Origin of the sequence: Streptococcus infantis, assembly GCF_964243025.1 — a bacterium.
In the GTDB taxonomy this organism is placed as follows: domain Bacteria; phylum Bacillota; class Bacilli; order Lactobacillales; family Streptococcaceae; genus Streptococcus; species Streptococcus infantis_N.
Window position 1 is genome coordinate 13,199 of the sequence record NZ_CAXTDJ010000001.1, and the last position, 22,213, is coordinate 35,411.

The 22,213-nt window shown below is 40.0% G+C and carries 22 protein-coding genes; 20 read left to right on the top strand and 2 right to left on the bottom strand.

Annotated elements, in window-relative coordinates:
* The first annotated feature begins 6 nt into the window (after positions 1 to 6).
* The 5 genes from pstB (ACESNQ_RS00090) to ACESNQ_RS00110 all read left to right on the top strand — a co-directional run bounded on the left by pstB (ACESNQ_RS00090) (position 7) and on the right by ACESNQ_RS00110 (position 3,739).
* Positions 7 to 810: a phosphate ABC transporter ATP-binding protein PstB gene (gene pstB / locus ACESNQ_RS00090; RefSeq protein ID WP_373074114.1), complete on the top strand. Its 804-nt coding sequence runs from the start codon at positions 7 to 9 to the stop codon at positions 808 to 810.
* 12 nt (positions 811 to 822) lie between these two features.
* Positions 823 to 1,581: a phosphate ABC transporter ATP-binding protein PstB gene (gene pstB / locus ACESNQ_RS00095; RefSeq protein WP_016466007.1), complete on the top strand. Its 759-nt coding sequence runs from the start codon at positions 823 to 825 to the stop codon at positions 1,579 to 1,581.
* A 10-nt stretch (positions 1,582 to 1,591) separates the two neighbouring features.
* Positions 1,592 to 2,245, top strand: a complete 654-nt coding sequence (gene phoU / locus ACESNQ_RS00100; RefSeq protein ID WP_004252561.1) for a phosphate signaling complex protein PhoU — start codon at positions 1,592 to 1,594, stop codon at positions 2,243 to 2,245.
* Between the two features lie 92 nt (positions 2,246 to 2,337).
* A complete protein-coding gene (locus ACESNQ_RS00105) occupies positions 2,338 to 2,805 on the top strand; it encodes an NUDIX hydrolase (protein WP_254724317.1) in 468 nt (155 codons plus the stop codon).
* Positions 2,806 to 2,923: 118 nt separating this feature from the next.
* Positions 2,924 to 3,739, top strand: a complete 816-nt coding sequence (locus ACESNQ_RS00110) for an ABC transporter substrate-binding protein (protein ID WP_254804356.1) — start codon at positions 2,924 to 2,926, stop codon at positions 3,737 to 3,739.
* 118 nt (positions 3,740 to 3,857) lie between these two features.
* On the opposite strand, the gene ACESNQ_RS00115 is transcribed toward ACESNQ_RS00110, so the two are convergent.
* Entirely contained in the window at positions 3,858 to 5,186 is a 1,329-nt protein-coding gene (locus ACESNQ_RS00115) for an aminotransferase-like domain-containing protein (protein ID WP_373074118.1), read from the bottom strand.
* A 283-nt stretch (positions 5,187 to 5,469) separates the two neighbouring features.
* Between ACESNQ_RS00115 and budA the strand changes: the two genes are divergently transcribed.
* The 9 genes from budA to alaS all read left to right on the top strand — a co-directional run bounded on the left by budA (position 5,470) and on the right by alaS (position 15,461).
* The gene (gene budA / locus ACESNQ_RS00120) at positions 5,470 to 6,198 is read left to right on the top strand and encodes an acetolactate decarboxylase (protein WP_373074120.1); all 729 of its coding nucleotides are present in this window, start codon (positions 5,470 to 5,472) and stop codon (positions 6,196 to 6,198) included.
* Between the two features lie 12 nt (positions 6,199 to 6,210).
* Entirely contained in the window at positions 6,211 to 6,960 is a 750-nt protein-coding gene (locus ACESNQ_RS00125; RefSeq protein ID WP_373074122.1) for a YhfC family intramembrane metalloprotease, read from the top strand.
* A gap of 119 nt (positions 6,961 to 7,079) precedes the next feature.
* Positions 7,080 to 7,985, top strand: coding sequence for a UDP-N-acetylmuramate dehydrogenase (murB, locus tag ACESNQ_RS00130; RefSeq protein ID WP_373074123.1), 906 nt, complete (start codon positions 7,080 to 7,082; stop codon positions 7,983 to 7,985).
* Between the two features lie 138 nt (positions 7,986 to 8,123).
* Positions 8,124 to 9,281 carry an ABC transporter ATP-binding protein gene (locus ACESNQ_RS00135; protein WP_373074125.1) on the top strand — a complete coding sequence of 386 codons (1,158 nt, stop codon included), beginning with the start codon at positions 8,124 to 8,126 and terminating at the stop codon, positions 9,279 to 9,281.
* Positions 9,262 to 10,068 (top strand): ABC transporter permease, encoded by an 807-nt coding sequence (locus tag ACESNQ_RS00140; RefSeq protein WP_000754116.1) that lies wholly within the window; start codon positions 9,262 to 9,264, stop codon positions 10,066 to 10,068. The genes ACESNQ_RS00135 and ACESNQ_RS00140 overlap by 20 nt, the downstream gene beginning before the upstream one ends.
* Positions 10,065 to 10,838, top strand: a complete 774-nt coding sequence (locus ACESNQ_RS00145) for an ABC transporter permease (RefSeq protein WP_373074127.1) — start codon at positions 10,065 to 10,067, stop codon at positions 10,836 to 10,838. Before ACESNQ_RS00140 ends, ACESNQ_RS00145 begins: the two co-directional genes overlap by 4 nt.
* Entirely contained in the window at positions 10,835 to 11,905 is a 1,071-nt protein-coding gene (locus ACESNQ_RS00150) for an ABC transporter substrate-binding protein (RefSeq protein WP_373074129.1), read from the top strand. Before ACESNQ_RS00145 ends, ACESNQ_RS00150 begins: the two co-directional genes overlap by 4 nt.
* Before the next feature lie 435 nt (positions 11,906 to 12,340).
* The gene (locus tag ACESNQ_RS00155) at positions 12,341 to 12,826 is read left to right on the top strand and encodes an LURP-one-related/scramblase family protein (protein ID WP_373074131.1); all 486 of its coding nucleotides are present in this window, start codon (positions 12,341 to 12,343) and stop codon (positions 12,824 to 12,826) included.
* A 16-nt stretch (positions 12,827 to 12,842) separates the two neighbouring features.
* Complete coding sequence (gene alaS / locus ACESNQ_RS00160) at positions 12,843 to 15,461, top strand: alanine--tRNA ligase (protein WP_373074133.1); 2,619 nt, start codon at positions 12,843 to 12,845, stop codon at positions 15,459 to 15,461.
* Positions 15,462 to 15,542: 81 nt separating this feature from the next.
* Here the strand turns inward: alaS and gdhA are convergent, their stop codons facing one another.
* On the bottom strand, positions 15,543 to 16,889 hold the full coding sequence (gdhA, locus tag ACESNQ_RS00165) for an NADP-specific glutamate dehydrogenase (protein WP_373074135.1): 1,347 nt from the start codon (positions 16,887 to 16,889) through the stop codon (positions 15,543 to 15,545).
* Between the two features lie 228 nt (positions 16,890 to 17,117).
* On the opposite strand from gdhA, the gene ACESNQ_RS00170 reads away from it, so the two are divergent.
* From ACESNQ_RS00170 to ACESNQ_RS00195, 6 genes are all read left to right on the top strand, one after another.
* Positions 17,118 to 18,053, top strand: coding sequence for a dihydroorotate oxidase (locus ACESNQ_RS00170; RefSeq protein ID WP_373074137.1), 936 nt, complete (start codon positions 17,118 to 17,120; stop codon positions 18,051 to 18,053).
* Positions 18,054 to 18,085: 32 nt separating this feature from the next.
* A complete protein-coding gene (holA, locus tag ACESNQ_RS00175) occupies positions 18,086 to 19,123 on the top strand; it encodes a DNA polymerase III subunit delta (protein WP_373074139.1) in 1,038 nt (345 codons plus the stop codon).
* Positions 19,124 to 19,191: 68 nt separating this feature from the next.
* On the top strand, positions 19,192 to 19,797 hold the full coding sequence (sodA, locus tag ACESNQ_RS00180; protein ID WP_000974725.1) for a superoxide dismutase SodA: 606 nt from the start codon (positions 19,192 to 19,194) through the stop codon (positions 19,795 to 19,797).
* Between the two features lie 156 nt (positions 19,798 to 19,953).
* Entirely contained in the window at positions 19,954 to 20,862 is a 909-nt protein-coding gene (locus tag ACESNQ_RS00185) for a LysR family transcriptional regulator (RefSeq protein ID WP_373074142.1), read from the top strand.
* Positions 20,859 to 21,320 (top strand): signal peptidase II, encoded by a 462-nt coding sequence (gene lspA / locus ACESNQ_RS00190; protein WP_373074144.1) that lies wholly within the window; start codon positions 20,859 to 20,861, stop codon positions 21,318 to 21,320. Before ACESNQ_RS00185 ends, lspA begins: the two co-directional genes overlap by 4 nt.
* Positions 21,310 to 22,203, top strand: coding sequence for an RluA family pseudouridine synthase (locus tag ACESNQ_RS00195; RefSeq protein ID WP_373074146.1), 894 nt, complete (start codon positions 21,310 to 21,312; stop codon positions 22,201 to 22,203). Before lspA ends, ACESNQ_RS00195 begins: the two co-directional genes overlap by 11 nt.
* Positions 22,204 to 22,213: the final 10 nt, after the last annotated feature.

Below are 22,213 nucleotides of genomic sequence, written 5' to 3' on the forward strand. Positions count from 1 at the left end.
GAAGCCATGTCAAAATATAATTGGGATGAAAGGCATATCATTACTTTTCCAGAAGAAAAAGTGGCCCTCTCTACGAAGGATTTACATGTTTACTACGGTAAGAATGAATCCATCAAGGGCGTGGATATGCAATTCGAAAAAAATAAAATTACGGCCTTGATCGGACCGTCAGGTTCTGGGAAATCAACCTACCTACGCAGTCTCAACCGTATGAATGATACCATTGATATTGCTAAGGTTACAGGACAAATTCTCTATCAGGGAATCGACGTCAACCGCCCTGAAATCAATGTTTATGAAATGCGTAAACACATCGGAATGGTTTTCCAACGTCCAAACCCATTTGCTAAATCAATCTACCGCAACATCACATTTACACATGAACGTGCAGGTGTTAAGGACAAGAAAGTCCTTGATGAAATTGTAGAAACCTCACTTCGGCAGGCTGCCCTCTGGGACCAGGTCAAAGATGACCTTCACAAGTCGGCTTTGACGCTTTCAGGAGGCCAGCAGCAACGTCTCTGTATCGCGCGTGCTATTTCTGTAAAACCAGACATTCTCTTAATGGATGAGCCGGCATCAGCCTTGGATCCGATTGCGACAGCTCAGCTAGAGGAAACTATGTTAGAGTTGAAGAAGGACTTCACCATTATTATCGTGACCCATAGCATGCAACAGGCTGCGCGTGCGAGTGACTACACTGGATTTTTCTACTTAGGTGATTTAATTGAGTACGATAAAACGTCAAATATTTTCCAAAATGCCAAGCTACAGTCAACAAATGACTATGTAACTGGACACTTTGGTTAGAAAGGAAACAGTATGACAGAACCGATTTTGCAGGTTTCAGACCTGTCTGTTTATTACAACAAAAAGAAGGCTTTGAATAGTGTTTCCTTATCATTCCAACCCAAGGAAATTACAGCTCTTATAGGTCCATCAGGATCAGGAAAATCAACCCTTCTCAAGGCTATTAACCGAATGGGTGACCTTAATCCTGAAGTGACGACAACTGGATCAGTGGTTTATAATGGGCACAATATCTATAGCCCTCGTACTGATACCGTTGAGTTACGTAAGGAAATTGGAATGGTTTTCCAACAACCCAATCCATTCCCAATGTCTATCTACGAAAATGTTGTTTATGGACTAAGAATTAATGGAGAGAAAGACAAGCAAGTCTTGGATGAAGCTGTGGAGAAAGCTTTACAGCGTGCTTCAATCTGGGATGAGGTTAAGGATCGCTTGCATGATTCAGCAATTGGTCTATCAGGTGGACAACAACAACGTGTCTGCGTCGCCCGTGTTTTGGCGACTAGTCCAAAGATTATCCTCTTGGATGAGCCGACCTCAGCCTTAGACCCTATCTCGGCTGGAAAAATCGAAGAAACCCTATATAGCCTTAAGGACAAGTACACCATGCTATTGGTTACTCGTTCCATGCAGCAAGCATCTCGAATCTCTGATAAAACAGGCTTTTTCCTCAATGGAGATTTGATTGAATTTAACGATACCAAGGAAATGTTCCTCTATCCACAACATAAGGAAACAGAAGATTACATTTCAGGTAAATTTGGATAAGGAGAAAAAGATGTTACGATCTCAATTTGAAGAAGATTTAGAGAAATTGCATAACCAATTCTACGCTATGGGACAAGAAGTTCTTTCCCAAATCAATCGTACTGTACGTGCTTTTGTCACCCATGACCGTGACTTGGCTAAAGAAGTCATCGAGCAAGACGCAGAAGTCAATGAATACGAATTGAAACTTGAAAAGAAATCATTTGAAATCATTGCCCTTCAACAACCAGTATCACAAGACTTACGTACAGTTCTAACAGTTTTAAAGGCTGTTTCAGACTTGGAACGTATGGGTGACCATGCAGTATCCATTGCTGAGGCAACCATTCGTATGAAGGGGGAACAACGCATCCCAGCAGTCGAAGAAGAAATCAAAAAGATGGGACGTGATGTTAAAGATTTCGTAGAAACAACCCTCGAACTTTACCTAAACGGATCCGTTGATAAGGCCTATGAAGTTGCAACCATGGATGAAAAAATCAACCATTACTTTGAAAATATTCGTGATCTGGCAACTGAAGAAATTAGAAAGAATCCAGATGCTATTGTCACAGGTCGCGATTACTTCCAAGTGATTTCATACTTGGAGCGTATCGGTGACTATGCAAAAAATATCTGTGAATGGGTTGTTTACTTTGAAACAGGTAAAATTGTAGAATTGTAAAATATATAGAAGATAAAAATTATTGTGAAAGCTTACTTTTTAATATAGTAAGCTTTCATTGTATCGATAGTTTACTTTGTCAGAGGTGAATAATGAACTATATACAGAGTATAAGAAAAAAAGTTGGAAAAGATAAAATTATTCTAAATTTTACTTGTGGAATTTTAAGTCAATCAGGAAAAATATTATTACAAAAACGAGCAGACAAAGGAACTTGGGGGTTACCAGGTGGTGCTATTGAATTAGGTGAATCGGCTGTAGAAGCATTAGTGAGAGAGTTTTATGAAGAAACTGGAGTGAAAGTAATAGTGAAAAAACTCTTAAATGTTTATACAAAATATTCAGATAGTTATCCAAATGGTGATGAGGCACAAGTTATTACAATGTTGTATTTAGTTACATCTGAAACTTCGATCTCTACAAATGTTTTTACGAGTGATGAAACTTTAGAATTAGGATTGTTTGATCACAGGGACATGCAAAATATCACAATTGTAAACCAGCAACATCAAGATATGATAAATGATTTTTTTGAAAATTGTTTCCCAATAGATAGATAAACCAATCATTGAATTTGTATTTTTTATAAATTTATTCTATGGAAAACGCAAGAAAATGTTGACAATTATTTTTAATTAAGTTATAATTATACAAAATTGATAGAGAGGTTGTTTATTTATGAAGTTAAAAAAATGGATATTTGTCTTATGTAGTTTTCTTGCAAGTTTCTTTTTAGTTGCTTGCCAATCATCTAGCTCAAGTTCACAGTCTGCAGTAGAGGCAATCAAACAAAAAGGTAAATTAGTGGTCGCAACTAGCCCAGACTATGCACCATTTGAGTTTCAAGCACTTGTGGATGGCAAGAACCAAGTCGTAGGTGCTGATATTGATATGGCACAAGCTATCGCTGATGAACTTGGAGTGAAATTGGAAGTTTCCAGCATGAGTTTTGACAATGTCTTGACCAGTCTTCAAACAGGGAAAGCAGATTTGGCCATTGCGGGAATCAGTGCAACTGAAGAAAGAAAAGAAGTCTTTGATTTCTCAATCCCTTACTATGAAAACAAGATTAGCTTCCTAATCAGAAAAACTGATCTTGAAAAATACAAAGATTTGGATTCTCTTGCTAGTGCAAATATTGCAGCTCAAAAAGGAACTGTCCCTGAATCTATGGTCAAAGAGCAACTTCCTAAAGCACAGTTGACTTCATTGACAAATATGGGTGAAGCTGTTAATGAACTTCAATCAGGTAAGGTTGATGCTGTTCATATGGACGAGCCAGTAGCCCTCAGCTATGCAACAAAAAATGCTGACTTGGCTGTCGCAACAGTAAGCTTAACTATGAAAGAAGGCGAAGAAAATGCAGTTGCTATCAAGAAAGGCAACTCAGATTTGAAGGAAGTAGTTGATAAGGTTATTCAAAAACTGAAAGATGACGGTACTTATCAAACATATCTTGAAAAAGCTGCCAAGCTAACAGAAGTAGAGCAATAAAAAATAACAGAGGCTGGGACAAAAGTCCTAGCCTCTCAATTGTCATTGGATTATCAAGCAAGACGCAGTGGTTGAGTGGGCTCTACTACGCTGATTTCATCAGCTTTTACAGCCTTACTCAACTGTGCGGAGGTGGGACGACGAAATCGAATTCTAACGAATTACCGATTTCTGTCCCACTCTCTGTTTTTAAGTAATTTAATGTTGTTTCAAGATTTTCTAAAGGAACCTTAGCAAATTGATAAGGGCAAGTCTCAATGTAGGACGATTCGAAAAAGTCTAGATTTAAAGAGCTATGTTTGAGGCTTGCAATCTTAGGATAGTTCCTGAGATCAAGCAAAAGTCCATCATGGAGAGGATAGTTTGGTAGGGAAAGGGGATAAGATTTTAATAGCTTATGAATGAAGTCTTGACTTTTCTCTTGCAGTGCCAATCTTGCTACTCTATTTTTTTCAAAAAGTTGACTATCGATGTAGAGTGATAAAGCCTTTTGCATAATGAGGTTGTTATCATAGTCCAGAATGTTTTTATAAGAGACAAAAGCTTCTTTCATAACATTTGGAAGTATGAGAGCAGTGATTCGAAGTGCAGGGAAAATACTTGTAGAAAAAGACTTGATGTAGATGACCAAGTCTTTTTGGTCCAAATAATGAAAGGTTTGTCCCATTTTAGGATCTAGATCTCCCAGATAATCATCTTCAACGATATAAATTTGATATTTGGCTGCTAGATCAAGGATAGCACGTTTCTCCTCTTCAGAATATGAATGACCCAGCGGATAGTGAAATCGAGGAATGGTGTAGAAAAATTTAATGTTACCACTTTTAAAATGTTTCTCAAGTTCTTTCAGGTCAATGCCATCCACGCGACGTTCAATGGTTTGATAGGGAATATTTTGAGCCAGCAGCAGTTGGTTCATTCGGTGATAAGTTGGTTGTTCGACCAGTATTTCTTGGCCCTTACCTGGAAAGTCAATTTGAGAAAGAATAAACAGTGCTTGCTGGGTTCCAGTTGTCATGACTAATTGATCGGGTTTACTATAGATAGCTTGCTCAAACAGTAGTTTCTGAACAGACTTTCGTAATTCTTCTAAACCCTCTTGGTGTTCATAGTAGTTGTAGAGATAATTTTCTCGACCGATCAAGCTTTCATTGACACAAAGACGAAAATCATCATAGGCAGCAGCATGTTCGTCATTGACCGAGATAACGAGGTCTTCGTGGCTAGCTTGTTGTTCTAAAACATAATAGCCACTTTGAGGTTTGGAGTAAATGTATTTCTCGTATCGGAGTTCCAAAAGTGCACGCTGCACAGTATCTTTACTACAGTGGAAGTCTTGACTGAGTTTTCGGATAGAAGGTAGACGACTTCCTGTTTGAAGTTTTCCTGATTCAATCTCTTCTTTTAGATAGTGAACAACTTGTTCGTACTTACTTTCTTGCTTCATTCCAGACCTCTCTTGATTTTGTTACATTGTACCCTTTTTTTAGTTGTTTGGCAATGTTATACTCTTCGAAAATCTCTTTAAACCGCGTCAACGTCGCCTTGCCGTATATATGTTACTGACTTCGTCAGTTCTATCCACAACCTCAAAACAGTGTTTTGAGCAAACTGCGGCTGATTTCCAAGTTTGCTCTTTGATTTTCATTGAGTTTTAAACGGCAGTCCAGCGTTCAATTCTAAGAAGAAATGTGATATACTTAGTAAGTAAATTTTCAAAGAAGAGTGAGATGATGAAGGTGCAAGAACCAGTTAAATTATTCCAATATAATACTTTGGGAGCCTTGATGGCAGGACTTTACGGCGGGACCATGACAGTTGGTGAGTTACTTGAACATGGAGATTTAGGGCTAGGAACCTTGGACTCTATTGATGGGGAGTTAATTGTCTTAGATGGTAAAGCCTATCAAGCTAAGGGTTCAGGTGAGAAGCCTGAAATCGTTGAAGTTTCACCAGACGCGCTGATTCCTTATGCGGCAGTTGTACCCCACCAGGCAGAAGTTATTTTCCGCCAGCGTTTTGAAATGACTGATCAGGAACTAGAAAAACGTATTGAGTCCTACTATGATGGAGAAAATCTTTTCCGTTCGATTAAGATTCATGGTGATTTTAAACACATGCATGTTCGCATGATTCCAAAATCGACAAGCGAAACGAAATTTGCTGAGGTTGCGACTCATCAGCCTGAATATAGTTGCGAAAATGTCTCTGGGACTATCGTTGGATTCTGGACACCTGAAATTTTCCATGGTGTCAGTGTCGCAGGCTATCATTTGCACTTTATTTCAGATGACCTAACTTTTGGAGGTCATGTCATGGACTTTGTCATCAAGGAAGGAATCGTAGAGGTTGGAGCTGTTGATCAGTTAGATCAACGTTTCCCTGTCCAGGATCGTCAGTACCTCTTTGCTAAGTTCAATGTTGATGAGATGAAAAAAGATATCGATCAGGCTGAATAAAAGGAGAAAAGTATGAAAATTCATGTAATAATCACAATGATAGCTTTATTTGTAATTCTCATAGCTGCCATTTGGTTCTCAAAAAAGAAGTACAAGATTAACCTTTCAGTTTTAGGACTTGGGGCAGTTGCATTTTTTGTCTCATCTCAAGTACTGGAGAAAATTGTTCACCTTATAGTTCTTCATCCACAAAAAGATGGGACAGTTCCACTCATGACGGAAAATCCCCTTCTCTATGTGATTTACGGGGTCTGTATGGCTGCTTTGTTTGAAGAAACAGCTCGACTTGTCTTCTTTAAATGGTTAGAGAAGAAGAGAGCTTTGGAAGATTCGGATGCCCTCGCCTATGGACTTGGTCATGGTGGCTTGGAATTGCTCTACCTCGGAATGGGAAGCTTGATTAGTCTTTTGATTCTCTTTTCGTTATTAGAGTCTTCAAATCCAGATTTGGCAAATCTCCTTCCCAAAAATACACTTGAAACAGTCCAATCTCTATCTGGATGGCAGGTTTATTTACTCGGTGTTGAGCGTGTGCTTGCTCTTGTTATGCAAATTGGTCTCTCTTTCTGGGTTTATCAAGCAGTCCGTCAAAAGAATTGGATTTACCTAGTAGCTGCCTATGGTCTACATGCCCTATTTGATTTGGCTCCGAGTCTTTCACAGGTTGGTTGGATTTCAAATCCGCTTCTTGTTGAAGGATTGTTAGCAGTGGAAGTTGTTCTATTTGTATACTTTACAAAAACTATCTTGTATAAAAAATAATCATGCAAAAGAGGTCTGACCTCTTTTTTACTTGTGTGAATAAAAAAGCTTTTTCAAATCGTCGAAAAAAATCGCTAAAAATGGTATAATGGAATGAATTTTATAAAAGGATAAGAAAGATGACTGTATTAGATAAATTAAAAGAAACCTTAGAAGGAATTGATATTCGATTCGATGAGCCATTGAAAACTTATACCTATACCAAAGTTGGGGGGAAGGTAGATTACTTAGCTTTTCCTCGCAATCATTATGAGATGGCCCGTGTGGTTAAGTTCGCTAATCAAGAAAATATCCCATGGATGGTTCTTGGAAATGCCAGTAATATTATCGTCCGAGAAGGCGGAGTCCGTGGCTTTGTCATTATGTGTGACAAACTTAATAATGTTTCGGTCGATGGTTACACCATTGAAGCAGAAGCGGGAGCTAACTTGATTGAGACCACTCGAATCGCTCTACGCCATAGTTTGACAGGATTTGAGTTTGCCTGTGGAATTCCAGGAAGCGTCGGTGGTGCAGTCTTTATGAATGCTGGTGCTTATGGAGGTGAGATTGCTCATATTTTGCAGTCTTGCAAAGTATTGACCAAGGATGGGGAAATCGAGACTTTATCAGCTAAGGATTTATCCTTTGGTTACCGTCATTCAGCTATTCAAGATTCTGGAGCAGTAGTCTTATCAGCTAAATTTGCACTATCTCCAGGGAATTATGAGACTATTAATCAAGAAATGGAACGTTTGACCCACCTTCGAGAACTCAAACAACCTTTGGAATATCCTTCATGTGGTTCTGTCTTTAAACGTCCAGTCGGGCATTTTGCAGGGCAATTGATTTCAGAAGCTGGTTTGAAGGGCTACCGTATCGGTGGTGTCGAAGTCTCAGAAAAGCATGCAGGCTTTATGATAAATGTAGCTGATGGAACTGCTAGAGATTATGAAGACTTAATTGAGTCTGTCATTGAAAAAGTTAAAGAACATTCAGGCGTTACCCTCGAGAGAGAAGTTCGTATCTTGGGTGAACACGAATAACATTATTATTACACATCATTCAAAGATTGGGATTTTATCGCTAGATGAGATTTAGGCCATTTTATGTCCTAAGCTTCTTTCTAGCATTCAAAAAGGTCCCAATCTGTTAATTTACGAAGAAAAAGGAATTTATGACAATTGAAAAAACCAATTATCGAATTCAGAAACGTTTCTAAAGTTTTTGAAGACAGTGACACTAAGGTGCTTAAGAATATTAACTTTGAGTTGGAAGAAGGAAAGTTCTACACACTTTTAGGAGCTTCTGGTTCAGGAAAATCAACCATTCTTAATATCATTGCAGGTTTGCTGGATGCAACCACTGGTGATATTTTATTGGATGGTGTTCGTATCAATGATATCCCGACAAATAAACGCGATGTTCACACGGTCTTCCAGTCTTACGCCCTGTTCCCGCATATGAATGTCTTTGAAAATGTTGCCTTTCCATTGCGTTTGCGTAAAGTCGATAAGAAAGAAATTGAACAACGCGTCTTAGAAGTTCTCAAGATGGTACAGTTGGAAGGTTTTGAAAAACGTTCAATTCGTAGGCTTTCTGGAGGACAACGTCAGCGTGTGGCCATTGCCCGTGCCATTATCAACCAACCACGTGTGGTACTCTTGGATGAACCTTTGTCAGCTCTTGACCTGAAGTTGCGAACCGACATGCAGTACGAACTCCGTGAATTGCAACAACGATTGGGTATTACCTTTGTTTTTGTTACCCACGATCAGGAAGAAGCCTTGGCTATGAGTGACTGGATTTTTGTCATGAATGATGGTGAAATTGTTCAGTCTGGTACACCAGTGGATATCTACGATGAACCAATCAACCACTTTGTTGCAACTTTTATTGGTGAATCAAACATCTTGCCAGGAACCATGATTGAGGACTACTTGGTCGAGTTTAACGGCAAACGCTTTGAAGCGGTCGACGGTGGTATGAAGCCAAATGAACCAGTCGAAGTCGTGATTCGTCCAGAAGACTTGCGCATCACTCTGCCAGAAGAAGGAAAACTTCAAGTGAAGGTCGATACTCAGCTCTTTCGTGGGGTTCACTATGAGATTATTGCCTATGATGAACTCGGCAATGAATGGATGATTCACTCAACTCGTAAGGCTATCGTTGGTGAGGAAATCGGTTTGGACTTTGAACCAGAAGACATCCACATCATGCGTCTCAATGAAACAGAAGAAGAGTTTGATGCTCGTATCGAAGAGTACGTAGAAATTGAAGAGCATGAAGCAGGTTTGATTAACGCTATCGAGGAGGAAAGAGATGAAGAAAACAACCTCTAAACTCTTTGTAGTGCCCTACATGCTTTGGATTGCACTCTTTGTATTGGCACCCTTGGTCTTGATATTTGGACAATCCTTTTTTAACATTGAAGGCCAGTTCAGTTTAGAAAACTATAAATCCTACTTTGCGTCACAAAACTTGACCTATCTCAAAATGAGTTTTAACTCAGTTCTCTATGCAGGGATTGTGACTTTAGTGACACTCTTGATTAGCTATCCAACAGCCCTCTTTTTGACTCGTCTTAAACACCGTCAACTCTGGCTCATGCTAATCATCTTGCCAACCTGGATTAATCTTCTCCTTAAGGCTTATGCCTTTATCGGGATTTTCGGGCAAAATGGCTCTATTAACCAATTCCTCGAATTTATCGGAATTGGTTCTCAGCAGTTGCTATTTACCGATTTCTCATTTATCTTTGTAGCAAGCTATATCGAGCTTCCATTTATGATTTTGCCCATCTTCAATGTCTTGGATGATATGGATAATAATCTCATCAATGCCAGCTATGACCTTGGTGCAACCAAGTGGGAAACCTTCCGTCATGTCATCTTCCCTCTGTCTATGAACGGGGTGCGAAGCGGAGTTCAATCTGTCTTTATCCCAAGTTTGAGTCTCTTCATGTTGACCCGTTTGATTGGGGGGAACCGAGTGATTACCTTGGGGACTGCCATCGAGCAGAACTTCTTGACCAATGACAACTATGGTATGGGTTCAACTATCGGTGTTGTTCTTATCCTGACTATGTTTATCACTATGTGGGTGACTAAGGAAAGGAGAGAACGATGAAAAAATTATCGAATCTTTACCTAGCCTTTGTCTTTATCGTCCTCTATTTGCCGATCTTTTATTTGATTGGCTATGCCTTCAATGCCGGGGATGATATGAATAGCTTTACAGGCTTTAGTTTGTCTCACTTTGAAACCATGTTTGGTGATGGAAGGCTCATGCTGATTTTGGTTCAAACCTTTTTACTAGCTTTTCTATCAGCCTTGATTGCGACAGTGATTGGTACCTTTGGTGCTATCTACATCTATCAATCACGTAAAAAGTACCAAGAAGCCTTTCTATCTCTTAATAACATTTTGATGGTTGCACCCGACGTTATGATTGGTGCTAGCTTCTTGATTCTCTTTACCCAACTCAAGTTTTCGCTTGGTTTTCTGACAGTCTTGTCCAGTCACGTGGCCTTCTCGATTCCTATCGTAGTGCTTATGGTTTTGCCACGATTGAAAGAGATGAATGGGGATATGATTCATGCGGCCTATGACCTTGGAGCTAGCCAGTTCCAGATGTTTAAGGAAATCATGCTCCCTTACCTAACGCCTTCTATCATCGCAGGCTACTTTATGGCTTTCACCTATTCACTAGATGACTTTGCCGTGACCTTCTTTGTAACGGGGAATGGTTTTTCAACTCTCTCAGTTGAGATCTACTCTCGAGCTCGTAAGGGAATTTCGCTTGAAATCAATGCTATTTCAGCCTTGGTCTTTCTCTTTAGTATTATCCTGGTTGTAGGGTATTACTTCATTTCACGTGAGAAGGAGGAACAAGCATGAAACGACTCTATTCATTTTTAGCAGGAATTTTAGCCATTATCCTTGTCTTGTGGGGAATTTCCTATCATCTTGATAGTAAAATCAATAGTCGTGATAGTCAAAAACTGGTTATCTACAACTGGGGAGACTATATTGATCCTGAACTTCTGGAGAAATTTACAGAAGAAACAGGAATCCAAGTCCAGTACGAAACCTTTGACTCTAACGAAGCCATGTACACCAAAATCAAGCAGGGCGGGACAACCTATGATATTGCTATCCCAAGTGAGTACATGATTAATAAGATGAAGGACGAAGACCTCTTAGTTCCACTGGATTATAGTAAAATTGAGGGAATTGAGAATATTGGTTCAGAATTTCTCAACCAGTCTTTTGACCCAAACAATGAATACTCTATCCCATACTTCTGGGGAACTTTGGGAATTGTCTACAATGAAACCATGGTGGAAGAAGCGCCTGAACATTGGGACGACCTCTGGAAACCAGAATACAAGGATTCGATCATGCTCTTTGATGGGGCGCGTGAAGTACTTGGTTTAGGTCTTAACTCACTAGGCCATAGCCTCAACTCAAAAGATCCTCAACAACTATCACAAACGGTTGATAAACTGTATGAGCTGACTCCTAATATCAAGGCTATTGTAGCCGATGAGATGAAGGGTTACATGATTCAGAACAATGCTGCTATCGGTGTGACCTTCTCAGGGGAAGCTAGCCAGATGTTGGAAAAGAATCCTAACCTCAAATATGTTGTACCGACAGAAGCAAGCAATCTCTGGTTTGACAATATGGTTATTCCTAAAACTGTCAAGAACCAAGATGCAGCTTATGCCTTCATTAATTTTATGTTGAAGCCTGAAAATGCTCTCAAGAATGCAGAGTACGTGGGCTATTCAACACCAAACAATGCTGCTAAGGAAATGCTCCCAGAGGAAACAAAAGAGGACAAGTCCTTCTATCCAGATGCAGATACAATGAAACACCTAGAAGTTTATGAGAAGTTTGACCATAAATGGACAGGAATCTACAGCGACCTCTTCCTACAATTTAAGATGTATCGGAAGTAGGAGTAGATATAAAGAAAATGAATCAGTCAAGCTGGTTCGTTTTTTTAATAGAAGGCGATAACAAAGATGAAAATATCTACTTTTTTCAAAAAAAGTTACTGGCCCCCCTTTTTAATTGTTAAAGAAAAATGACAGTAAGAAAAAATATATCCTGAAAAAGTAATCAGAGATATAGGGATTTGGTTATTTAAATGTAATTATTCCCAGTTGACTCAAACTCAAAAAAACAGTATAATAGGAATGTTGAGAATTGATTTTCTCCCCATCTTAGTTCAGAGAATTGGCGGTGCTGCGAGCCATCTAAGATAGAAAATCATGCTACTCGATTGTAACAATTGCATAAGAATCAAGAATGACAAGTTCATTGAATGAAGGTGGTACCGCGGTTTTTCGCCCTTCGTGATATGGATTTGTCTTTTATTTTTGGAGGTACTTATGAGAAGATTTCTTGTCAAACAAAAATTTCGCCTAGGTGGTGAACGCTTTGATATCAAGGATGAAATGGGCAATGTCGCCTATCAGGTTGAAGGTTCATTTTTTAAGATTCCTAAGACCTTTACCATTTTTGATAATTCTGGTGAACAGGTTAGTGAGATTAGTAAAGAAATGTTGACCTTCATGCCACGCTTTGAGATTCAACTCAGTAATGGAGATAGTTTTTATATCCGAAAGAAGTTGACTTTCTTTAGAGATAAGTATGAATTTGACAACCTAGGTCTTCGCATTGAGGGGAATATCTGGGATTTAAACTTTAAACTTCTGGATGACCGTGATCAAGTGATTGCGGAAATCGCCAAGGAACTTTTCCATTTAACCTCTACCTATACCGTAACAGTCTACGACGAATCTTATGCTGACCTAGTCATTTCCCTCTGTGTCGCTATCGACTATGTGGAAATGCTAGAAAGAGACTCAAATTAGTAAAAAGGAGATATAAATGAAACAATTATCTAGTGCACAAGTCCGCCAAATGTGGCTTGATTTCTGGGCGACCAAAGGCCACTCTGTAGAACCATCAGTTAGCTTGGTTCCAGTAAACGACCCAACCCTTTTGTGGATTAACTCAGGGGTTGCCACTCTTAAAAAATACTTTGACGGGACTATCATTCCTGAAAACCCACGGATTACCAATGCGCAAAAGGCTATCCGTACCAACGATATTGAAAACGTAGGGAAGACGGCGCGTCACCATACCATGTTTGAAATGTTGGGAAACTTCTCAATTGGGGATTACTTCCGTGACGAAGCCATTACTTGGGCTTATGAACTTTTGACAAGTCCTGAATGGTTTGACTTCCCAGCTGAAAAACTTTACATGACCTACTACCCATCTGATACAGATTCTTACAACCGCTGGATTGAAGTGGGCGTGGATCCAAGTCACTTGATTCCAATCGAAGACAACTTCTGGGAAATTGGTGCTGGACCTTCTGGACCAGATACAGAAATTTTCTTTGACCGTGGGGAAGCTTTTGACCCAGAAAATATCGGTATTCGACTTCTCGCAGAAGATATCGAAAACGACCGTTACATCGAAATCTGGAACATCGTCTTGTCACAATTTAACGCTGACCCAGCTGTACCTCGTAGCGAATACAAGGAATTGCCACACAAGAATATTGATACGGGCGCTGGTTTGGAGCGTTTGGTAGCTGTTATCCAAGGGGCTAAGACCAACTTTGAAACAGACCTCTTCATGCCAATCATTCGCGAAGTTGAGAAGTTGTCTGGTAAGGTGTATGACCAAGATGGCGACAACATGAGCTTCAAGGTTATTGCGGACCATATTCGTTCATTGTCATTTGCTATCGGTGATGGTGCCCTTCCTGGAAATGAAGGTCGTGGTTATGTCCTTCGTCGTCTTCTCCGTCGTGCCTCTATGCATGGTCAAAAATTGGGTATCAATGAGCCTTTCCTTTACAAACTGGTTCCAACTGTTGGAAAAATCATGGAAAGCTACTACCCAGAAGTGCTTGAAAAACGTGACTTTATCGAAAAAATTGTGAAGAGCGAGGAAGAGTCATTTGCCCGCACTCTTCACTCAGGTCAACACTTTGCAGAAACTATCGTAGCAGACTTGAAAGAAAAAGGTCAAACGGTTATCGCTGGTCAAGATGTCTTCAAACTCTACGATACATACGGATTCCCAGTAGAGTTGACAGAAGAAATCGCTGAAGAAGCAGGAATGACAGTCGACCGTGAAGGTTTTGAAGCTGCCATGAAAGAGCAACAAGAACGTGCGCGTGCGTCAGCTGTTAAAGGCGGATCTATGGGGATGCAAAATGAAACCCTTCAAAACATTACAGTTGAAAGTGTCTTCAACTACAATGCTAGCCAATTGTCTTCTAAGTTGGTGGCTATCGTGGCGGACAATGCGGAAGTAGAGGCTGTTTCTGAAGGAACTGCATCACTGATCTTTGCAGAAACTCCATTCTACGCTGAAATGGGTGGACAGGTTGCAGACCACGGTCAAATCTTGGATGCTGCAGGAAACCTTGTAGCGACTGTAACGGATGTTCAAAAAGCACCAAATGGACAAGCTCTTCATACTGTTGAAGTCCTTGCATCGCTTGCTTTGAACCAAGAATACACTTTGGCCATCGATAGCAATCGTCGTCACCGTGTCATGAAGAACCACACAGCTACTCACTTGCTCCATGCGGCTCTTCACAATATCCTTGGCCACCATGCAACTCAAGCGGGATCTCTTAACGAAGTAGAATTCCTTCGCTTTGACTTCACCCACTTCCAAGCTGTCACTTCTGAAGAATTGCGTGCTATTGAGCAACAAGTCAATGAGAAGATTTGGGAAGCCATCGCAGTCAAGACTGTTGAAACAGATATTGATACAGCCAAAGAAATGGGAGCTATGGCCCTCTTTGGTGAGAAATACGGTAAAGAAGTCCGCGTTGTAACGATTGGTGACTACTCAGTTGAACTTTGTGGTGGTACTCACGTAGGTAACACTTCTGAAATCGGTCTCTTCAAGATTGTCAAGGAAGAAGGGATCGGATCAGGAACTCGTCGTATCTTGGCAGTGACTGGTAAGGAAGCCTTTGAAGCTTATCGTGAACAAGAGGATGCTCTGAAAGCAGTCGCAGCAACCTTGAAAGCTGCTCAACTCAAAGAAGTACCTCACAAGGTTGAAGGACTTCAAGAACAACTCCGTCAATTGCAAAAAGAAAATGCAGAATTGAAGGAAAAAGCGGCAGCAGCGGCAGCTGGCGATGTCTTCAAGAATGTTCAAGAAGCAAATGGCCACCGTTACATTGCTAGTCAAGTTTCTGTATCAGATGCAGGTGCTCTTCGTACCTTTGCAGATAACTGGAAGCAAAAAGACTATTCGGATGTGCTTGTTCTTGTTGCAGCCATCGGTGATAAAGTTAATGTCCTTGTAGCCAGCAAGACAAAAGACATCCACGCAGGTAACTTGGTCAAAGAATTGGCTCCAATCGTTGATGGACGTGGTGGTGGAAAACCAGACATGGCCATGGCAGGAGGAAGCAACCAAGCGAAAATCCAAGAATTATTGGATGCAGTAGCAGGTAAATTGTAATCAAAAATACCTATCCGTTTGGATAGGTTTTTTTGCATTAGAAAAACTCCCCACAAATAGTGAGGAGTTCATTTTTTAGAATTAAACAATACCTTGGGCAATCATAGCATTTGCTACGTTTTCAAAGGCTGCAATATTTGCACCTGCAAGGTAGTCAGTACCAAGACCGTAAGTTTCTGCAGTTGTTTTAGCTGTGTTAAAGATGTTAGTCATGATATCTTTCAAACGACCGTCAACTTCTTCACGTGTCCATGAAAGGCGAAGGCTGTTTTGGCTCATTTCAAGCGCTGATACAGCTACACCACCAGCATTAGCAGCTTTAGCAGGTCCGTAAAGGATTCCATTTTCTTTGTAGACTTTGATAGCTTCAAGGTCGCTAGGCATGTTAGCACCTTCAGATACACAGATAACTCCTTGAGCAACCAAGCGTTTCGCAGCTTCACCGTTGATCTCGTTTTGAGTCGCACATGGAAGAGCGATATCGTAGTTACCAGTGTAAGTCCATACAGAACCTTCATAGTAAGTAGCAGTAGGTTTTTCTGCAGCGTACTCAGTTAAACGAGCACGACGGTTGTTTTTAACATCTGACAAAAGGTCGAAGTCGATACCATTTTCATCAATGACATAACCATTTGAGTCAGATACAGAAATAACTGTAGCACCAAGTTCAGTTGCTTTTTGAAGGGCAAACTGAGCAACGTTACCAGAACCAGAAACAACCACTTTCTTACCAGCAAAGCTGTTTCCGTTAGCTTTGAGCATTTCTTCAGTGTAGTAAACCAAACCGTAACCAGTCGCTTCTGGACGAATCAGGCTACCACCAAATCCAAGAGGTTTACCAGTCAAGACACCGGCATCAAATTGGTTGAGGCGTTTGTATTGTCCGTAAAGGTAACCAATTTCACGTCCACCGACACCGATATCACCAGCAGGTACGTCAAGAGATGGTCCGATGTATTTTTGCAATTCAGTCATGAAGCTTTGGCAGAAGCGCATCACTTCAGCATCAGTTTTGCCTTTAGGATCGAAGTCTGATCCACCTTTACCTCCACCGATTGGAAGTCCAGTCAAAACGTTTTTAAAGATTTGTTCGAAACCGAGGAATTTCAAGATCCCTTGGTTAACAGTTGGGTGGAAACGAAGTCCGCCTTTATATGGTCCAACAGCAGAGTTAAATTGAACACGGTAACCACGGTTAACTTGAACTTTTCCATCACGGTCAACCCAAGGAACACGGAAAGAAATTACGCGCTCAGGTTCAGTGATACGTGCCAAGATGTTTTCTTCAATATACTCGGGGTGTTTTTCAAAGACAGGTTCCAAAGTGCTGAAGAATTCTTCAACCGCCTGGAGAAATTCAGCCTCATGCCCGTTACGAGCTTTTACAGTTTCAAACACGCTTTGGATATATTCTTTAGCAGATGTCATATCGTTCTCCTTTTTTTGTTGTTATATTTTATTACATGAGACATTATAGCAGAAAAAATTTTCAGTGTAAAGAAAAAAACATAAATTTTCTAAAAATTCTTTCAATTTGAATAAGCTAGTTTTATTAGTTGAATTAGAAACCTTTTTATAGGGTTAGTTTTATTAAAAGGCTCCTGCCAAAGTATGGTATAATAATAAAGAAATAATGGATTTTGGAGGAATAGAATCATGGTATCAACGAAAACACAGATTGCTGGTTTTGAGTTTGATAATTGCTTGATGAATGCAGCAGGTGTTGCTTGTATGACAATTGAGGAATTGGAAGGTGTCAAAAATTCAGCAGCAGGAACCTTTGTCACTAAGACAGCAACCTTGGAATTTCGTCAGGGAAATCCTGAACCACGCTATCAAGATGTTCCACTTGGTTCTATTAACTCTATGGGGCTCCCAAATAATGGTTTAGACTATTACTTGAACTACCTTTTGGAATTGCAAGAAAAGGAACCAAATCGTATCTTCTTTCTATCTTTAGTTGGAATGTCTCCAGAGGAAACTCATACCATCTTGAAAAAGGTGCAAGAAAGTGATTTCCGTGGTTTAACTGAACTCAATCTCTCATGTCCAAATGTTCCAGGTAAGCCTCAGATTGCCTATGATTTTGAAACAACAGACCATATCTTGTCAGAAGTTTTTGAGTATTTTACAAAACCTCTTGGAATTAAGCTTCCACCTTATTTTGATATTGTTCACTTTGACCAAGCGGCAGCTATTTTTAACAAGTACCCACTCAAATTCGTCAACTGTGTCAACTCTATTGGAAATGGACTTTATATAGAAGATGAGTCTGTCGTGATTCGTCCAAAGAATGGCTTTGGTGGAATTGGTGGAGAATACATTAAACCAACTGCCCTTGCCAACGTCCATGCCTTTTATCAACGCTTAAATCCTCAAATTCAAATCATCGGAACTGGTGGAGTGCTCACAGGGCGTGATGCCTTTGAACATATCCTATGTGGTGCCAGCATGGTACAAGTAGGAACTACTCTTCATAAAGAAGGTGTAGGTGTTTTTGAGCGTATTACAAAGGAACTCAAAGAAATTATGTCGGAAAAAGGATACCAAAGCCTAGAGGATTTCCGTGGAAAATTGAATTATATGGATTAAAAAGAAACTAAATTAAAAAGAAAGGAGAATAAATGCTAGCCATAGAAGAAAGTCGAAAGCTATCCTTAGCGAACCTTCCTAGTTTGACCCTGTTTACAGGAACTGATCAAGGACAGTATGACGTCATGAAAGCACAAGTTCTAAAGCAAATCGGATATGATCCTGCAGATTTGAATTTTGCTTATTTTGACATGAAAGAAGTAGACTACAAAAGCTTGGAGCTAGAGTTGGTCAGTCTTCCTTTCTTTGCGGATGAAAAAATTGTTATTTTAGATCATTTTCTCGATATTACAACTGCTAAAAAACGCTATCTAACTGATGATGAGCTAAAGGCCTTTGAAGACTATCTGGAAAATCCTGTACCCTCAAGTAAATTAGTAATCTTTGCTGAAGGCAAGTTAGATAGCAAGAGACGTTTGGTCAAATTACTTAAGCGTGATGCGACAGTATTTGAGGCTCTTGAACCTAAAGAGCAAGAGTTGCGAGCCTATTTTCAAAAGTGGGCTCAGGAACAGGGACTTACTTTTGATGGAAATTCCTTTGAACAGTTGCTTATCAAATCTAGTTTTCAATTCAGTGAAATTCAGAAAAACTTGCTCTTCTTACAGTCTTATAAGGATAGTGGTCTGATAACAGAAGAAGATATTGTTGAAGCCATTCCAAAGACTTTGCAGGATAATATTTTTGATTTGACCCAATTAATATTAACTAAGAAAATTGATCAGGCACGAGATTTAGTTAAAGATTTGACCTTACAGGGTGAAGATGAGATTAAACTGATTGCCATTATGCTGGGGCAGTTTAGACTCTATATCCAGGTAAAAATATTGCAAGAGTCTGGTCAGACAGAATCACAGATGGTCAGCAGTTTAGGTCACTATCTTGGTCGTAATCCGAATCCCTATCAAATCAAATTTGCCCTTCGTGACGCACGAGCTTTGTCCTTGAATTTCTTACGGGATTCTATCCGTTATCTCATCCAGGCTGATTACCAAATCAAAACTGGTGTCTATGAGAAAAACTACCTATTTGAAAGGGCTCTTTTACAGATTGCCAGCCAGTCGAATTGAGCAAATAACTTGAAAAAAAAGGTTGTTTGCGTTATCATTTTTATATAGAAAGAAAAGAGGTATTACAGATGGCTATTATCTTACCAGATCTTCCATACGCTTACGACGCCTTGGAACCATATATTGATGCTGAAACGATGCATTTGCACCATGACAAACATCACCAAGCATATGTAAATAACGCTAATGCAGCTCTTGAAAAACACCCTGAAATTGGTGAAGACCTTGAAGCTTTGCTTGCTGATGTAGAATCTATCCCAGCTGATATCCGTCAAGCGCTTATCAACAACGGTGGTGGACACTTGAATCATGCTCTTTTCTGGGAATTGATGACTCCTGAAAAAACAGCTCCTTCAGCAGAACTTGCAGCAGCAATCGATGCAACATTTGGTTCATTCGAAGAATTCCAAGCAGCATTTACTGCGGCAGCAACAACTCGTTTCGGTTCTGGATGGGCATGGTTGGTTGTTAACAAAGAAGGTAAACTTGAAGTGACTTCAACAGCAAACCAAGACACACCAATCTCAGAAGGTAAAAAACCAATCTTGGGCTTGGACGTTTGGGAACATGCCTACTACGTGAAATACCGCAACGTTCGTCCTGACTACATCAAAGCTTTCTTCTCAGTTATCAACTGGAACAAAGTAGACGAGCTTTACGCAGCAGCTAAATAATCGCATTTGATAACACCCCTTTTTAGTTGGATTTTGGGTCTAGCTTTAAAGGTGTTTTTTTGTTTCCTTTTTTAGAAGTAACTGTCTCATGATTTTCCTTTGTTGGATAGGCTTTTTTTATGGTATAATGATAAGATAGAAAACGAAGGAGAAATCATGAATATTCAACAATTACGCTACGTTGTAGCTATTGCTAATAGTGGTACTTTTCGTGAAGCAGCTGAGAAGATGTACGTTAGCCAACCGAGTCTATCTATTTCTGTAAGAGACTTGGAAAAAGAGCTCGGCTTCAAGATTTTTCGCAGAACTAGTTCAGGAACTTTCCTTACTCGTCGCGGTATGGAATTTTATGAAAAGGCACAAGAGTTGGTCAAAGGATTTGATGTTTTCCAGAACCAGTATGCCAATCCTGAAGAGGAAAAGGGTGAGTTTTCAATAGCCAGCCAGCACTATGATTTCTTGCCACCAACCATTACAGCTTTTTCGCAACAATACCCTGAATATAAGAATTTCCGTATTTTTGAATCTACAACTGTTCAGATTTTGGATGAAGTAGCCCAAGGACATAGTGAGATTGGGATTATCTACCTTAACAATCAGAACCAAAAGGGAATCATGCAGCGGGTTGAAAAGCTAGGTCTTGAGGTAATTGAGTTGATTCCTTTCCAAACGCATATCTATTTGCGTGAAGGACACCCCTTAGCCAAGAAAAAAGAGTTGGTTATGGAGGATTTGGCAGATTTGCCAACAGTTCGTTTCACACAAGAAAAGGATGAATATCTCTATTACTCAGAAAACTTTGTGGATACAAGTGCCAGCTCTCAGATGTTTAACGTAACTGATCGTGCTACCTTAAATGGAATTCTTGAAAGAACAAATGCTTATGCGACTGGTTCTGGATTCTTAGATAGCGATAGTGTCAACGGGATCACCGTTATTCCGCTAAATGATAATCTCAATAATCGCATGGTTTATGTGAAACGTGAGGAAGTAGACTTGAGTCAAGCAGGGACTTTATTTGTAGAGGTCATGCAAGAGTATTTTGATCAGAAGAGGAAAGCATGAAAAAAAGAGGAATAGTAGCAGGGATTATAGCAGCCTTGATTGTATTAGACCAATTGGTAAAAGCTTATGTCGTTCAGAATATTGCTCTAGGTGAAGTTAAAACATGGATCCCAAATCTAGTTAGTTTAACCTATCTGCAAAATAGGGGTGCAGCTTTTTCTATGCTTCAAGATCAACAGTGGTTTTTTGCAGTGATTACTCTAGTAGTTATGGCAGGGGCTATCTGGTATTTGCACAAGCATATAGAAGATTCCGTCTGGACAGTCTTTGGATTGGTTCTGATTATTGCAGGTGGTCTGGGAAACTTTATCGATCGCGTTAGTCAAGGATTTGTCGTGGATATGTTCCACTTAGACTTTGTCAATTTTGCCATATTCAATGTGGCTGATAGTTATCTGACAGTAGGGGTCGTTGTGTTATTGCTTGCAATGCTAAAAGAGGAAATGAATGGAAATTAAAATTGAAAGAGGCGGGGTACGTTTAGATAAGGCTTTATCAGATTTGACAGAATTGTCTCGCAGTCTTGCCAACGAACAAATCAAGTCAGGTCAAGTCTTGGTCAACGGCCAGGTCAAGAAAGCCAAGTATACTGTCCAAGAGGGCGATATCGTTACTTATCAGGTGCCAGAACCAGAGGTTTTGGAGTATGTAGCTGAAGATATTCCTCTAGAAATCATTTATCAAGATGAGGACGTAGCAGTAGTCAACAAACCTCAAGGCATGGTTGTTCATCCAAGTGCTGGTCATACCAGTGGTACCTTGGTGAATGCCCTTATGTATCATATCAAAGACTTATCAGGAATCAATGGTGTGCTTCGACCAGGGATTGTTCATCGTATCGATAAGGACACATCTGGGCTTCTCATGGTTGCTAAAAATGATGAAGCGCATTTAGCACTTGCCCAAGAACTCAAGGACAAGAAATCTCTTCGAAAATATTGGGCCATCGTTCATGGAAATCTTCCCAATGACCGTGGTGTCATTGAGGCACCGATTGGTCGTAGCGAAAAAGACCGCAAGAAACAAGCTGTGACTGCCAAAGGGAAACCAGCAGTGACACGTTTCCATGTCTTGGAACGCTTTGGTGATTATACCTTACTGGAATTACAACTGGAAACAGGGCGAACTCATCAAATCCGTGTGCACATGGCTTATATCGGTCATCCTGTCGCTGGTGATGAGGTATACGGTCCTCGTAAAACACTAAAGGGACATGGGCAATTTCTCCATGCTAAAACGCTAGGATTTACCCATCCAAGAACGGATGAAACACTGGAATTTACTGCTGATATTCCAGAAATATTCAAGCAAACCTTGGAGAAACTTAGAAACGAACAATAAAAAAGGACTC

What these genes read in the sequence shown, in the direction of transcription:
- ACESNQ_RS00105 (WP_254724317.1), top strand. Translation starts at nt 2,338, where the DNA reads ATGAACTATATACAGAGTATAAGAAAAAAAGTTGGAAAAGATAAAATT.
- ACESNQ_RS00110 (WP_254804356.1), top strand. Translation starts at nt 2,924, where the DNA reads ATGAAGTTAAAAAAATGGATATTTGTCTTATGTAGTTTTCTTGCAAGT.
- phoU (WP_004252561.1), top strand. Translation starts at nt 1,592, where the DNA reads ATGTTACGATCTCAATTTGAAGAAGATTTAGAGAAATTGCATAACCAA.
- ACESNQ_RS00195 (WP_373074146.1), top strand. Translation starts at nt 21,310, where the DNA reads ATGGAAATTAAAATTGAAAGAGGCGGGGTACGTTTAGATAAGGCTTTA.
- ACESNQ_RS00145 (WP_373074127.1), top strand. Translation starts at nt 10,065, where the DNA reads ATGAAAAAATTATCGAATCTTTACCTAGCCTTTGTCTTTATCGTCCTC.
- pstB (WP_373074114.1), top strand. Translation starts at nt 7, where the DNA reads ATGTCAAAATATAATTGGGATGAAAGGCATATCATTACTTTTCCAGAA.
- ACESNQ_RS00140 (WP_000754116.1), top strand. Translation starts at nt 9,262, where the DNA reads ATGAAGAAAACAACCTCTAAACTCTTTGTAGTGCCCTACATGCTTTGG.
- holA (WP_373074139.1), top strand. Translation starts at nt 18,086, where the DNA reads ATGCTAGCCATAGAAGAAAGTCGAAAGCTATCCTTAGCGAACCTTCCT.
- budA (WP_373074120.1), top strand. Translation starts at nt 5,470, where the DNA reads ATGATGAAGGTGCAAGAACCAGTTAAATTATTCCAATATAATACTTTG.
- ACESNQ_RS00150 (WP_373074129.1), top strand. Translation starts at nt 10,835, where the DNA reads ATGAAACGACTCTATTCATTTTTAGCAGGAATTTTAGCCATTATCCTT.
- ACESNQ_RS00115 (WP_373074118.1), bottom strand. Translation starts at nt 5,186, where the DNA reads ATGAAGCAAGAAAGTAAGTACGAACAAGTTGTTCACTATCTAAAAGAA.
- ACESNQ_RS00155 (WP_373074131.1), top strand. Translation starts at nt 12,341, where the DNA reads ATGAGAAGATTTCTTGTCAAACAAAAATTTCGCCTAGGTGGTGAACGC.
- pstB (WP_016466007.1), top strand. Translation starts at nt 823, where the DNA reads ATGACAGAACCGATTTTGCAGGTTTCAGACCTGTCTGTTTATTACAAC.
- murB (WP_373074123.1), top strand. Translation starts at nt 7,080, where the DNA reads ATGACTGTATTAGATAAATTAAAAGAAACCTTAGAAGGAATTGATATT.
- ACESNQ_RS00170 (WP_373074137.1), top strand. Translation starts at nt 17,118, where the DNA reads ATGGTATCAACGAAAACACAGATTGCTGGTTTTGAGTTTGATAATTGC.
- ACESNQ_RS00125 (WP_373074122.1), top strand. Translation starts at nt 6,211, where the DNA reads ATGAAAATTCATGTAATAATCACAATGATAGCTTTATTTGTAATTCTC.
- ACESNQ_RS00185 (WP_373074142.1), top strand. Translation starts at nt 19,954, where the DNA reads ATGAATATTCAACAATTACGCTACGTTGTAGCTATTGCTAATAGTGGT.
- sodA (WP_000974725.1), top strand. Translation starts at nt 19,192, where the DNA reads ATGGCTATTATCTTACCAGATCTTCCATACGCTTACGACGCCTTGGAA.
- alaS (WP_373074133.1), top strand. Translation starts at nt 12,843, where the DNA reads ATGAAACAATTATCTAGTGCACAAGTCCGCCAAATGTGGCTTGATTTC.
- gdhA (WP_373074135.1), bottom strand. Translation starts at nt 16,889, where the DNA reads ATGACATCTGCTAAAGAATATATCCAAAGCGTGTTTGAAACTGTAAAA.
- lspA (WP_373074144.1), top strand. Translation starts at nt 20,859, where the DNA reads ATGAAAAAAAGAGGAATAGTAGCAGGGATTATAGCAGCCTTGATTGTA.